Here is a 12,757-nt window from a genome sequence, read left to right as displayed (position 1 = left end):
CCCCTCGCTGAACCTCGACGAACTCGTCGCGATCGACGTCCACACCCACGCGGAGGTCTCCTCCAAGGGCCACTCCTCCCTGGACGACGATCTGCACGACGCCTCCTCCGCCTACTTCAAGGTCGAGGGCAAGCGGAAGCCGACTTTGGAGGAGACCGCTGCGCACTACCGCGAACGGAAGATGGCCGCCGTGATCTTCACGGTCGACGCCGAGTCCGCGACCGGTACACCCCCGGTCCCCAACGAGGAGGTCGCCGAGGCGGCCGCCGCCAACGCGGACGTCCTCATCCCCTTCGCGTCCATCGACCCCTTCCGCGGCCGGGCGGGAGTGAAGCAGGCCCGGCGCCTGGTCGAGGAGTACGGGGTGAAGGGCTTCAAGTTCCACCCCAGCATCCAGGGCTTCTTCCCCAACGACCGCTCGGTGGCGTACGACCTCTACGAGGTGATCGAGGAGACCGGCACCATCGCCCTGTTCCACACCGGTCAGACGGGTATCGGGGCGGGAGTGCCGGGAGGCGGCGGGATCCGCCTGAAGTACTCCAACCCCCTGCACGTGGACGACGTGGCGGCCGACTTCCCGCATCTGAAGATCATCCTGGCGCACCCGTCCTTCCCCTGGCAGGACGAGGCCCTCGCCGTCGCCACGCACAAGCCCGGCGTGCACATCGACCTCTCCGGTTGGTCGCCGAAGTACTTCCCGCCCCAGCTGGTGCAGTACGCGAACACCCTGCTCAAGGACAAGGTCCTCTTCGGCTCCGACTTCCCCGTCCTCACCCCCGACCGCTGGCTCGCCGACTTCGCGAAGCTGTCGATCAAGGACGAGGTCAGGCCGAAGATCCTCAAGGAGAACGCCGCCCGGCTGCTCGGGCTGACGAAACCGTAAGGGGCGTGACATGCGCAACGAGGGACTGGGGTCGTGGCCCGCACGCCGGGCCCGCAAGACCCCGCATCGCACGGCCCTGATCCACGGCGGGACGTCCGTCGACTACGCCACGCTGTACGACCGCACCACCCGCCTCGCACACGCCCTGCGCGAGCGCGGCGTCCGGCGCGGCGACCGCATCGCCTACCTCGGCCCGAACCACCCCTCCTTCCTGGAGACCCTGTTCGCGGCCGGCACGCTCGGCGCGGTCTTCGTCCCGCTCAACACCCGCCTCGCCGGGCCCGAGATCGCCTACCAGCTCGCCGACTCCGGCGCCAAGGCCCTCGTCTACGGCCCCTCGCACGCGGGACTCGTCGCCGGGCTGCCGGGCCACACCGACGTCCGTACGTATCTGGAGGTCGGCGCCGAGTACGACGACGCGGTCGCGGGCGCCGTGGACGAGCCGATCGACGAGCCCGTCGCGGCCGACGACACCTGCCTCATCCTGTACACCTCCGGGACGACGGGCCGCCCCAAGGGCGCGATGCTGACGCATGCCAACGCCACCTGGAACGCCGTCAACTTCCTGATCGACAAGGACCTCCACGCCGACGAGCGGGCCCTGGTCTCGGCCCCGCTGTTCCACATCGCGGGCCTCACCGTGCTCACCCTGCCCGTACTGCTCAAGGGCGGCACCTGTGTCCTCGTCGAGGCCTTCGACCCCGGCGGGACCCTGGAGCTGATCGAACGGCACCGGATCACCTACATGTTCGGGGTGCCGGCGATGTTCGAACAGGTCGCCCGCCATCCGCACTGGGCGGCCGCGGACCTGTCCAGTCTGCGCATGCTCAGCTGCGGCGGCGCCCCGGTGCCGACGCCGCTCATCGAGGCCTACCAGACCCGCGGTCTGACCTTCCTGCAGGGCTACGGCATGACCGAGGCGCTCGGGGTGCTCTTCCTCGACGGGGAGCACTCGGTCAGCAAGGCGGGCTCGGCCGGCGTCCCGCACTTCTTCAGCGACGTACGGGTCGTCGGACCCGACCTCGGCCAGGTCGTGCCGGGGGAGAACGGTGAGGTGCTGGTGCGCGGGCCCAGCGTGATGCGCGGCTACTGGGGGCTGCCCGAGGAGACGGCCGCCTCCTTCGTGGACGGCTGGTTCCGCAGCGGGGACGCGGCCCGTGTCGACGAGGACGGCTACATCTACATCGTCGACCGCATCAAGGACATGATCATCTCCGGCGGCGAGAACATCTACCCCGCCGAGATCGAGGACCTGCTCCTCGCCCACCCGGACATCGCCGAGTGCGCGGTGATCGGGGTGCCCGACGACAAGTGGGGCGAGGTGCCGCGCGCCGTCGTCGTCCCCCGCGAGGGAACCACCCCCGACCCGGACGAGATCCTCGCGTCCCTCTCCGGCCGCCTCGCCAAGTACAAGATCCCCAAGTCGGTGGTCCTCGCGGACGAACTCCCGCGCACGGCCTCCGGGAAACTCCTCAAGTCCCGTGTCCGTACCCGGTACGGCAGCAAGTAAGGAACCGCATGAGCATCACCGTGAACGGCCTCGACGAACTGAAGAAGCTCGCCGGCGGCGACCTCGGCGCCAGTGAGTGGATCGAGGTCACCCAGGAGCGGATCAACACCTTCGCCGACGCCACGGGCGACCACCAGTGGATCCACGTGGACCCCGAGAAGGCCGGCGAGGGCCCCTTCGGCGCTCCCATCGCCCACGGCTACCTCACCCTCTCCCTCTTCATCCCCCTGTTCACCGAGCTGCTCGACGTCCAGGGCGTCACCACCAAGGTCAACTACGGCCTGAACAAGGTGCGTTTCCCCTCGCCGGTCAAGGTCGGCTCCCGCATCCGGCTGGTCGGAAGGCTGGCGGAGGTCGAGGACGTACCGGGCGGGGTCCAGATCACCGTCGACGGCACGATAGAGATCGACGGCGCCGGAAAGCCCGCCGCCGTCCTGCAGAGCCTGTCGCGGTTCTACGCCTGACCTGCCCTCAGCTCTGTTCGTAGGAGTCGACGGCCGTCTCGAAGGTGCCCGTGCACACGCTGCGTTGCGGCAGGGGGGAGCGGGGAAGACCAGGAGTCTTCGCTGCTCCCCCCCCCCACTCGCCCGACGCCAGCCACTGCCCGTCGGGCGAGACGGTGGCGAGCCCGCGGTACAGCAGGGTGCCGTCCGCGCGGCTCGCCAGGCCCTGGCCAGGCCCTGTCCAGGCCAGGATGAGGAGATGACGCTTCGTCAGGCGCCTGTCACGTCGACGAACACGGGGTTCGAGTAGAACCACGTGTCCGCCCACGGGTCACCGTTCCCGGGCTCGTGCGGGATCGGGCCGTGCGGGTCCACCGACGCGCCGAGGTAGCCCGCACCGTGCCGCTTGCCGTCGCTGCCGCGCAGCCGCACGTAGAACGGCTCGCTTCCGGCGGTCAGCGGGATGCGCAGGGTGTACGTCCCCTTGCGGCCGCTCACGTCCCTCGTCTGCACGACCTTCGTGTCGGGCGCCCTCCAGACGTCCCGGTCCGCCACCGGACCGCGCACCGCGCCCCGGATGACGTCCACGTGCGCCAACTCCGGGACGATTCCCTGGGCGTTGGGACGGGACGCGGTCGTGACCGTCACGTACAGCGTGAGCTTCTCGCCCTTGCGCACCCGCAGCCTGCCGCCCAAAGTGACGCCCCGGCCGAAGTCGCAGTCCCGCTTGAGGCGCACGTCGAGGCCGTCCAGCAGATGCCCGTGGTCGAGCCAGACCCGGCCCGCGCGCAGGCCCGCCATCACCGCCCGGTACCCGTACCGGGTCACACCGACGTGCGTCCGGCTGAACTGGCCCGGCCAGAAGTCGCTGCCCGGCTGCGGGGACGTGGTGTCGACCGGGTCGGGGAGCCTGCCGGTGTTGTCGAAGTTCTGCCCGGCCGGCCAGTCGCCGTTCTTCCAGGTGTCGAAGACGATGCGGTGGGCGTCGGAGTTGGTGGTGATCGAGAACAGCCTGCCCTCGGCCAGCATCGAGTCCCACAGACCGCCGACCGTCGCGGTCGCCCAGTCGAAGCCGCCGTAGGTCAGGAACGCCTCCGCCGGGTAGCCCGGCCAGGACTGCGCCGACGGCTTGTTCTCGTACTCGCCGCGCATCGACGTCGCGCCGCGCCAGCCGGGGATCGCCGCGCCCTGGGCGCCGGGCGCGCCCTCCATGCCGATCATGATCTCGGGGGCCGCGTCCCGCCAGGCCCGCATCTCGTGCGGGGAGTCGATGCCCAGGCGCAGCGGGTGGTTGGCGAGCACGAGCACGTCGTCGACCTGGCCGGTGCGGCGCTGTTCGGCCAGCCACTGGATGGCCTTGACGGCGTGCGCCTCGTTGCGGGCGGTGTCCGCGGCCCCGGCGGCGCCCTCGGTGTAGCCGAGCAGCTTGCCGTCGTAGGCGCTCTCGAACCTCGTGAGCACATCGACCTCGTTCGGGCCGGGCGCCGTGAAGACCGTGCAGTGCTCGGCGGCCGGGATGTACCACTCCAGGCCCTGGAAGATCAGCTGGCGCGGGTTCTCGGCCCGCGCACTGAGGATCTCCTCGTGCTCCAGTCGGGCGCCGTACTTGGCGTGCCCGAAGTTGGAGTGCTCGGTGAACACCATCCAGTCCAGGCCGTACTTGGCGCCCGCGGCGGCCAGCTGGGAGAACGTGTACTTGGCATCGTGGCTGTACACGCTGTGGATGTGGTGGTCGCCGACGAGGTAGGCGAGGCGGGGGTCGTCGCCGCCCGGCCGCCGGTCGGACGCGGCCGAGGCGGACGACGCCGCCGCGGGCACGGCCGCGCCGCCCAGCGCGAAGGCGGCGCCGAACAGGCCCGCGCGGCGCAGGAGTCCGCGTCTGGAGACGCCCTGCGGGTCGAGGTCGGCGGGGGAGACGGAGGGATCGGCCCAGGTGGGCAGCTGCTGCTCGGTCATGGTCATCCTCGGCAGGGGTCAGTGAGTCATGAAGGACGTGACGGGCAGCGCCCGTTCGACGATGCGGACGTCGCCGAGGCGGCCGTGCAGGATCTGGTCGATCCTGCCGCCGTACTCATAGCCGCCGAGCAGCCACGGCAGGCCGACCGAGGTGAGGCCGATCGCGGTGGCGTGCGGGTTGCGGGCGACGGGGCAGCCCTGGACGTACATCGTGGTGTGCCGGCCGTCGTTGACGACGGCGACGTGCCACCAGGTCTCCCGCGCGGTCTCGTCGCCCCAGTTGGTGGCGATGCCCTGCTGGTTGAGCGGCCGCACCGCCCACTGCGGGCCGGGCCCGTCGGACAGGGACAGCGTGGCGAGCGGCTCGTCGGGGTCGCCGTCGGTCTTGCCGGCGGCGCCGCCCGTGCCCGTACGGCCCACCAGTCCGGCCCAGGCGTGGTGGGAGGCGTCCCAGTCGGCGGGGAGCCGGTAGAACGCCTCGATGGTGTAACCGTTCCTGAAGGTGGCCGAGTTGAGCGGGGCACCGTCGACCGTGCGCAGATACGCCCCCTTCAGCGGCGACTTGAAGCCGGTGAACTCCAGGCTGCCGTGTCCCGGCTGGTCGGGGTGGTGGTCGTCCGACCAGCCGAGCTTGCCACCGCCCACCGAGACGACGGTGAGGTCGTTGCCCCGGCCGGACAGGTCGCGGACGGTGCCGGAGACGGCGGAGTCGAAGCGCCAGTAGGCGGCCGTGCCCCGGATCAGCATCTGCGAGGCGGGGCGCGCCGGGCGGGCCGGCACCGGGTCGAAGCCGGAGAAGCGGTCCGCGAAGTCGATGTCGACCGAGAACCGGTCGGCGTCGCCGCTGAGCTCGATCTCCTGCCGCTCCAGCTCGTTGAGGCCCTTGGTGGCCCGGCCCAGGATCCACGGGGAGACCGTCTCGACGTCGATGACGCCGCGGTCGAGGTCGAAGTGGTAGAGGCGGATCATCGCCGCGCCGCCGAAGTAGCGGTTCTGGTAGTTCGTCAGGTGGAGGTGGACCTCGTTGCCCGCCGCGTTCTTGCGGACCGCCCGGCCCGCCGGCCAGTAGTGGCCGTTGAGGGTGAGGAAGATCTGGTCGTGGTCCTTGACCAGCTGGTCCCACAGCTGCTGACCGTAGGACGACAGCGTGTCGTCCTCGACGACCAGTTCGTGCGTGGTGAGGATGACGGGCGTCTTCGGATGCCGGGCCAGGACGTCCTTCGCCCAGGAGTAGCCCTGCGCCGACAGCCGCCAGTCCAGCGCGAGCACCATCCACTCGCGGCCGGCCGCCCGGAACAGGTGGTAGGTGTTGTAGCCGTCCGAAGAGGCGCCCCCGAAGGTGGACTTGCCCCGGAAGCGGCGGGGTCCGAACGTGTCCAGGTACGGCGTCGGGCCACGCTGGTCGTCCGTGGACGACTTCACGTCGTGGTTGCCGGCCAGGACGCTGTAGCCGACGCCGCGCCGGTCGAGCAGCTCGAACGCCTCGCCGACCGCGGCGAACTCGTTCTTCGCGCCGTTCTCGGTGAGGTCCCCGAGGTGGGACAGGAACACGATGTTCTCGTCCCGGCCGTGTTCCAGCAGATAGCGCAGGGACGCCTGGACCGGGGCGGCGTTGATGCTCGGCCCGTCGAAGAGGTACTGGGTGTCGGGCATCACGGCGAGCGTGAAGCGACGGCTGTTCGAGTCGGGCCGCCAGTCGGTGGACACGGCCTCGGCGGGCGCGGCCTCGGCCATCGACGGGACGGCGACCGAGGCCGTCGCGGCGGCGCCGAGCAGCGCGGTGGCCCGGAGGAAACCGCGTCGTCCGGCGCCGGCCTGCGCGGCCTCGCCCTGGGCATGGTCATGCGAAGTGCACACGTGTGCTCCGTGAAGGGTGACAGGGGAGAGGAGACGTGGGGGGAGTCAGAGAACGCGCAGGGTCCAGCTCCAGCGGTGGATGCCCGGTGCGACGCGATAGGAGGGGAAGGTGTCGGGGCCGCACGACGCCGTGCCGAGTCCCCGGTGCGCGGCGTCGATGTGCACCACACAGCCGGGCCGCGGCACCAGTTCGTCGTGGTGCGCGGCGGCGGTCAGGTCCTCGGCGCGGTAGCGGGTCACGGAGACCTGGCGCGGTTCGTCCAACGTGACGGAGAGCCCGGTGGCGTCCGGCGCCGACAGCGTGAACCGCCGCACGCCGTGCCGGCCGCCGCTCTCCTGCGGACGCAGATAGGGGGTGAACAACTCCTCGACGGGGACGCGGTGATGGCCGACCGGCGCGCCCGCACCGCGATCGGGGTACGACTCCCAGGGGCCCTGCCCGAACCACTCCAGCAGGTCGAGTCCGGCGACCGTCTCGAAGACCGTGCCGACCCGCGCCACGTCGTCGAACGCCTCCGGCAGCTCGGCCTCCTCCTCGACCCGGACGCCGCCCTCGACGGGCGTGAGCACCTGCCGGTGCCGTACGACACCGGTCGTGCCCGCGTACTCGGCCTCCACCCGCACACTCCCCCAGCCTTCGGCCGGGGGGACCCCCATCTCGCTTCGCTCGGCGTCCTCACGCACCGCCACGACCTTGCGCACCAGTGCGTCGAGCCCCCAGCTCCGCCAGCGCCCGGCCATGCCGCCCAACTCGTCGTTGTCGGTGGGCGCCCGCCACAGTGAGAGCGTGGGCGCGGCCGTCAGCAGCGGGTGGACGAGGAGACCCTCGTCGTCGGTCCGGACCCGCCGCTCCACCGGAGTGTCCTGGACCGGCGCCGGCCCGCGCAGCCGCACCTGCGGTACGCACACCTCGGTGCCGCGCGGCGCCCACGGCTGGTCCTCGGCCACCGTCACCCGCAGCGTCAGCCAGGCCTCGCCGCCGTCGCGCGGCACCTCGAAGGGCAGCGGTACGGCGGCCGTCTCGCCCGGGCACAGGCCGGGCAGTTCGGCCGGTGCGGTCAGCGTCGTGCCGTCGGCGAGTTCCAGCCGCCACTCGCCGGCCAGCCAGTCCAGGCCGCGGAAGTGCTGGTGGTTGCCGAGCACGATGCCCTCGTGCCGGTAGCACTCGATGCGCACCGGCGCCGCGATCTCCCGGTGCTCGTACATCGCCGGCTTGGGCGTGCGGTCGGGAAACACCACGCCGTCCGCGATGAAGGCGCCGTCATGCAGGGGCTCGCCGAAGTCGCCGCCGTACGCCCATCGGTACCCGGGCGCGGTGACACCGTTGTCATGGAGCCCGGCGCCCCCACGCCCGGCCGGTCTTCCGTCGCTCACGCGTTGAAGAATTCCGTGGTCCCAGAACTCCCAGATGAACCCGCCCTGAAGACCTGGGGTGGCCTCGATGGCAGCCCAGTGGTCGGCCAGCGTGCCGTTGCTGTTGCCCATGGCATGCGAGTACTCGCACTGGATGAGCGGTTTGGTCTGCTCGCCGGAGAGCGCGTGGGCGACGCAGTCCTCCAGCGGCGCGTACATCGGGCAGGCGATGTCGGAGGCCAGATCCGGGTCCGCCCAGCCGAGCTTGGCGGCGCCCTCGTACTGGATCGGCCGGGTCGGGTCGTGCCGGCGCAGCCAGCCGGCCGCCGCGTCGTGGTTGGCGCCGTAGTCGGACTCGTTGCCCAGCGACCAGACGATGACCGACGGGTGGTTCTTGTCGCGCAGCACCATCCGCGAGACACGGTCCACGAAGGCGTTCAGATAGCGCGGGTCGTCGGCGATCTCATGCGCGTGGTCGTGGGACTCGATGTCCGCCTCGTCGACGACGTAGAAGCCGAGTTCGTCGGCGAGGTCGTACAGCGTCGGGTCGCCCGGGTAATGGGCGGTGCGGATCGCGTTGAAGCCGAACCGCTTCAGCAGCACCAGATCGGCGCGCATGTCGTCGTACGACACCGTCCGCCCGGTCAGTGGATGGAAGTCGTGCCGGTTGACGCCCCGGATGAACACGCGCTCGCCGTTGACCAGCAGGTCCCGGCCGACGATCTCGACGTCGCGGAAGCCGATCCGGTGGCGGGAGGTGTCGGCGACCGTGCCGTCGGCGCGGTGCAGGCGGACCGCGAGGTCGTACAGCTCGGGCGTCTCCGCGTTCCAGGTGCGGACTTCGGGGACGCTGGTCAGCAGCCGGGCCTCGCCGAGGAAGTCGGAGACGCGCTCGTCGTCGACGTTCGCGCGGTCGAACTCCGCGTCCTGCGCGAGCGGCTTTCCGTCCAGGTCACCGGTGAGGTACCAGCCCTCCGGCAGCGCACCGCCCGCGTCCCGCACCCGGCAGTCGACGCGCAGCTCACCGCTGTACCGGGCCCGCACGGTCACGTCCGCGAGATGCAGCGGGTCCGTCGCGTACAGCAGCACCGACCGCGTGACGCCGCCGTGCCACCACTGGTCCTGGTCCTCGATGTGCGAGGCGTCCGACCACTTCACCACGGTCAGCCGTACGGTGGCCCGCCCGCCGGGGCGCAGCAGTCCCGTCAGGTCGAACTCGGCGGCGAGGTGGGAGTCCTTGGAGATGCCGACGGGCCGTCCGTCCACGTGCACCAGCAGCACGCTCTCGGCGGCCCCGACCTGGAGCACGATCCGGCGTCCGGCCCAGTCGGCGGGGACGTCCACCTCACGCTCGTACACGCCTGTCGGATTCGCCGAAGGGGAGCGCGGCGGGAAGTCGGGGAAGGGCATGCGGACGTTGGTGTACTGCGGCAGGTCGTCCGTGCCCTGCAGGGTCCAGACGCCGGGGACGTGCGTCGTCGACCAGGGACCGCCGACCGGCGCGTCCGGAGCGGACAGCAGCTGGAAGCGCCAGTCGCCGTCCAGGGGGAGTGCTCCGGGGCGCCGGTCGACGGCGTTCATGGGGAGTCGTCCCCAGGAGGTCACCTCGGGTGCCTCCCAGGGGCGCAGGGCGAGCAAAGGGTCGCTCGTCATCCGCGGACGGCCCCCTTCGCGAGGTCGCCGATGATCTGGCGGGCGCCGATCGCGAAGACGATCAGCAGCGGGATGAGGGCGAGCAGGGCGCCGGTCATCACGATGCCGTAGTCGGTGGTGCCGTGGGTGCCGTTGAGCTGGGACAGCGCGACCTGGAGGGTCACGTTGTCCGGGTTGGTGAGGGCGATCAGGGGCCAGGCGAAGTCGTTCCACTGGCCCATGAAGGTGAAGATGCCGAGGAAGGCGAGGCCGGGGCGGACCACCGGAAGCGCCACGTGCCAGTACTGGCGCAGGAAGTTCGCACCGTCGAGCTTGGAGGCGTCCAGCAGTTCGTCGTGGATGGCCGTCTTCATGTACTGGCGCATCCAGAAGATGCCGAAGGCGTTGGCCGCGGCCGGCACGATCAGCGCGGTCATCGAGCCGATCCAGCCGATCTTCGCCATGAGGACGAACTGCGGGATGACCGACAGCTGCGCCGGCACCATGAAGATGACCATGAGCAGCCCGAACAGCACGTTCTTGCCCGGGAACTCGAACTTGGCGAAGACGAAGGCGGCGAGGGAGTCGAAGAGCAGGACCAGGAAGGTCACCGACACGGCGACCAGCAGCGAGTTCCACATCGACCCGAAGAAGTCGACGGCGTCGAAGAGGCCTCGGAGGTTCTCCAGGAAGTGCGTGCCCGGCAGCAGCTTCGGCGGGTAGGAGAAGATCTCCGACGAGCTGTGCGTCGACATGATCACGGCCCAGTAGAACGGGAAGGCCGAGAACAGCGTGCCGATGATCAGCGGGAGGTGCAGCGCGATCCCTCTGCGGCGGGACCCCTTGATGGAAGACATGATGGGCCCTTCCTACTCGCCCCGGCGCTGCACGAGGCGCCAGTTGATGATCGAGAAGAGCACGACGACCAGGAAGATGCCCCAGGCCACCGCGGCTCCGTACCCGAAGTCGTTGTTGTCGAAGGTCTGCTGGAAGAAGTAGAGGACCATCGTCTGACCCGAGTGGCCCGGACCGCCCGCGAACGTCGAGTCGTTGGACGAGGTCTGGAGCAGGACCTGCGGTTCGGAGAAGCTCTGCAGGCCGGTGACCGTGGAGACGACGAGCACGAACAGCAGGGTGGGGCGCAGCAGCGGGAGCGTGATCCGCGAGAAGGTCTGGATCGGGCCGGCCCCGTCCATCCGCGCCGCCTCGTACAGGTCGCTCGGGATGGTCTGGAGTCCGGCGAGGAAGATGATGGCGTTGTAGCCGGTCCACTGCCAGGTCATCAGCGCCGCGATGGTGACCTTGATGCCCCACGGAGTGTTCAGCCAGGCCACCTGGTCGAGCCCCACCGCGTTGAGGACGGCGTTCACCAGGCCGGAGTTGGTCGAGAAGATCGAGCCGAAGACGATGGCGATCGCGACGACCGAGGTGACGTTCGGCAGGAAGTACGCGACCCGGTACAGGCCCTTGAACCGGACCGCCGAGTTGAGCATCACGGCCGTCACCATCGCCAGGAAGATCATGGGGAAGGTGGCCAGCGCCCAGATGATGATCGTGTTGCCGATCGAGTTCCAGAAGTCGCTGTCGCTCAGCAGGTACTGGTACTGCGAGAGCCCGGCCCACTCCATCGAGCCGAGGCCGTCCCAGCGGTGGAGGGACAGATAGAGCGAGAAGCCGACCGGGAACAGGCCGAATCCGAGGAAGATCAGGTAGAAGGGGGAGATGGCGGCGTAGAGGTGCCAGTACTTGCGCCAGCCCTTCTTGGGCTGCGTGGGCGAGGGCTGTGCCACCGCGGGCGGGGTCTGCTCCAGGACGGCCATCAGTAGCTCACCCCCAGGTGCTTCGCGATGCGACGGCACTTGCTCATGGCGTCACTCCAGGCCTTCTCTGGGTCCTTGCCGAGGACGCCGACGTTCTTGATCTCGTCCTTGAGGGGCTGCCCGAGCGCGACGTCGTACGGGCTGTTGTAGGCGACCGCGATCTTCTGCGCGGCGGGCCCGAAGACGTCGGTCGTGACCTGGCCGCCGAAGAAGTCGTCCGGTTCCTGCATCTGCTTCAGGCCGTACGAGGCGGGCGTGGAGGGGAAGAGGCCCGCGTCGACATAACCCTGCGCCTGGTTGGCCGCGTTGAGGATCCAGGTGATGATCTCGAAGGCCTGCTCGGGTTCCCGGCACGCCTTGGTGATCGACAGGAACGAGCCGCCGTTGTTGGCGGGCCGCACGGGCATGTCGGCGACCCGGTACCGGCCCTTGGCCTTCGGCACGCCGTTCTTGATGTCGAAGGCCGCCCAGGACGCGCCCAGTTCGCTGGGCAGCTTGCCGTCCTGCTTGGCCGACAGCTGGTCCGGGGTACCGCTGACCAGATCCGAGACGATCCCGCGCCGCTTGGCCTCCACGGCGAGTGCCCAGGCCTGGCGCACGTGTTCCTGGTCGCCGATGAAGTGGCGGTCCTTGTCGACGTACCGCTTGGAACCCTGCTGTACGACGTTCTCGAAGACGGAGTTCACGTCGGTGAGGAGCATGGTCCCCGGGATCCGCTTCCTGAGCTGCTCACCCGCGTCGAAGAACTTCTCCCAGGTGTTCAACTCCTTGGACACGTCGGCCGGTTCGTAGGGAAGCCCTGCCTTGCGGAAGATCTCGAACTGGTAGTAGTGCGCGACCGGCCCGCAGTCGATCGGGAAGCCGACCATCGTGCCGTCGTCGGCGATGCCCTGGTCCCACTTCCAGGACAGGTACCGGCTCCTGTACTTCTCGGCTCCCAGCGTCCGCAGATCGATGAACTGGTCCGCGTTCGGCAGATAGGCGGCCATGTCCTCGCCCTTGAGCCCCGCGATGTCGGGGATGTGGGCCCGGCCGGTGATGGTGGTGATGAGCTTCGAGCGGTACTGGCCGCCGATCTGGATGGCGTCGAGCTCCACGGAGCTGCCGTAACGCGCCTTGGCGTTCTTGACGACCGTGTCGCTCAGGCCGCCGCTCCAGTACCACAGGACCATGTTCCGGCCGGTCGAGCCGGTCGGTACGGCGCAGCCGGACGCCAGGCCGCCGAGCGCCGTGGCGGCCGTACCGGCCAGGCCCGCGCGCAGCAGGCCTCTTCGTGAGAGCCGCACAGCTCCCACCGCCTTTC

9 protein-coding genes are annotated in these 12,757 nt (G+C 70.0%); 3 read left to right on the top strand and 6 right to left on the bottom strand.

Translation table 11 applies throughout. The features are described 5' to 3' along the window. Positions 1–7 precede the first annotated feature (7 nt). The 3 genes from POF73_RS30730 to POF73_RS30720 are packed head-to-tail and all read left to right on the top strand — an operon-like array spanning position 8 to position 2,857. Positions 8–883 (top strand): amidohydrolase family protein, encoded by an 876-nt coding sequence (locus POF73_RS30730; protein WP_272122111.1) that lies wholly within the window; start codon positions 8–10, stop codon positions 881–883. A 10-nt stretch (positions 884–893) separates the two neighbouring features. Further along, positions 894–2,393 (top strand): acyl-CoA synthetase, encoded by a 1,500-nt coding sequence (locus POF73_RS30725; RefSeq protein WP_272122014.1) that lies wholly within the window; start codon positions 894–896, stop codon positions 2,391–2,393. A gap of 8 nt (positions 2,394–2,401) precedes the next feature. Next, a complete protein-coding gene (locus POF73_RS30720; RefSeq protein WP_272122011.1) occupies positions 2,402–2,857 on the top strand; it encodes a MaoC family dehydratase in 456 nt (151 codons plus the stop codon). Between the two features lie 249 nt (positions 2,858–3,106). On the opposite strand, the gene POF73_RS30715 is transcribed toward POF73_RS30720, so the two are convergent. The 6 genes from POF73_RS30715 to POF73_RS30690 are packed head-to-tail and all read right to left on the bottom strand — an operon-like array spanning position 3,107 to position 12,740. Continuing rightward, a complete protein-coding gene (locus POF73_RS30715) occupies positions 3,107–4,792 on the bottom strand; it encodes a PHP domain-containing protein (RefSeq protein ID WP_272122009.1) in 1,686 nt (561 codons plus the stop codon). 18 nt (positions 4,793–4,810) lie between these two features. Then, a complete protein-coding gene (locus POF73_RS30710; RefSeq protein WP_272122007.1) occupies positions 4,811–6,649 on the bottom strand; it encodes a LamG-like jellyroll fold domain-containing protein in 1,839 nt (612 codons plus the stop codon). A gap of 45 nt (positions 6,650–6,694) precedes the next feature. Then, on the bottom strand, positions 6,695–9,655 hold the full coding sequence (locus POF73_RS30705; RefSeq protein ID WP_272122005.1) for a glycoside hydrolase family 2 TIM barrel-domain containing protein: 2,961 nt from the start codon (positions 9,653–9,655) through the stop codon (positions 6,695–6,697). Beyond that, positions 9,652–10,491, bottom strand: coding sequence for a carbohydrate ABC transporter permease (locus POF73_RS30700; RefSeq protein WP_272122003.1), 840 nt, complete (start codon positions 10,489–10,491; stop codon positions 9,652–9,654). The genes POF73_RS30705 and POF73_RS30700 overlap by 4 nt, the downstream gene beginning before the upstream one ends. Positions 10,492–10,503: 12 nt before the next feature. Then, complete coding sequence (locus tag POF73_RS30695) at positions 10,504–11,454, bottom strand: carbohydrate ABC transporter permease (RefSeq protein ID WP_272122001.1); 951 nt, start codon at positions 11,452–11,454, stop codon at positions 10,504–10,506. Next, on the bottom strand, positions 11,454–12,740 hold the full coding sequence (locus tag POF73_RS30690; protein ID WP_272121999.1) for an ABC transporter substrate-binding protein: 1,287 nt from the start codon (positions 12,738–12,740) through the stop codon (positions 11,454–11,456). The genes POF73_RS30695 and POF73_RS30690 overlap by 1 nt, the downstream gene beginning before the upstream one ends. Between the last annotated feature and the right edge of the window lie 17 nt (positions 12,741–12,757).

It is taken from the genome of Streptomyces sp. HD (assembly GCF_028369295.1).
Taxonomy (GTDB): domain Bacteria; phylum Actinomycetota; class Actinomycetes; order Streptomycetales; family Streptomycetaceae; genus Streptomyces.
This window is presented reverse-complemented; position numbering and strand designations above follow the sequence as displayed.

Coding starts and splice junctions, on each gene's coding strand:
- POF73_RS30695 (WP_272122001.1), bottom strand. CDS start 11,454: ATGGCCGTCCTGGAGCAGACCCCGCCCGCGGTGGCACAGCCCTCGCCC.
- POF73_RS30720 (WP_272122011.1), top strand. CDS start 2,402: ATGAGCATCACCGTGAACGGCCTCGACGAACTGAAGAAGCTCGCCGGC.
- POF73_RS30705 (WP_272122005.1), bottom strand. CDS start 9,655: ATGACGAGCGACCCTTTGCTCGCCCTGCGCCCCTGGGAGGCACCCGAG.
- POF73_RS30725 (WP_272122014.1), top strand. CDS start 894: ATGCGCAACGAGGGACTGGGGTCGTGGCCCGCACGCCGGGCCCGCAAG.
- POF73_RS30715 (WP_272122009.1), bottom strand. CDS start 4,792: ATGACCGAGCAGCAGCTGCCCACCTGGGCCGATCCCTCCGTCTCCCCC.
- POF73_RS30700 (WP_272122003.1), bottom strand. CDS start 10,491: ATGTCTTCCATCAAGGGGTCCCGCCGCAGAGGGATCGCGCTGCACCTC.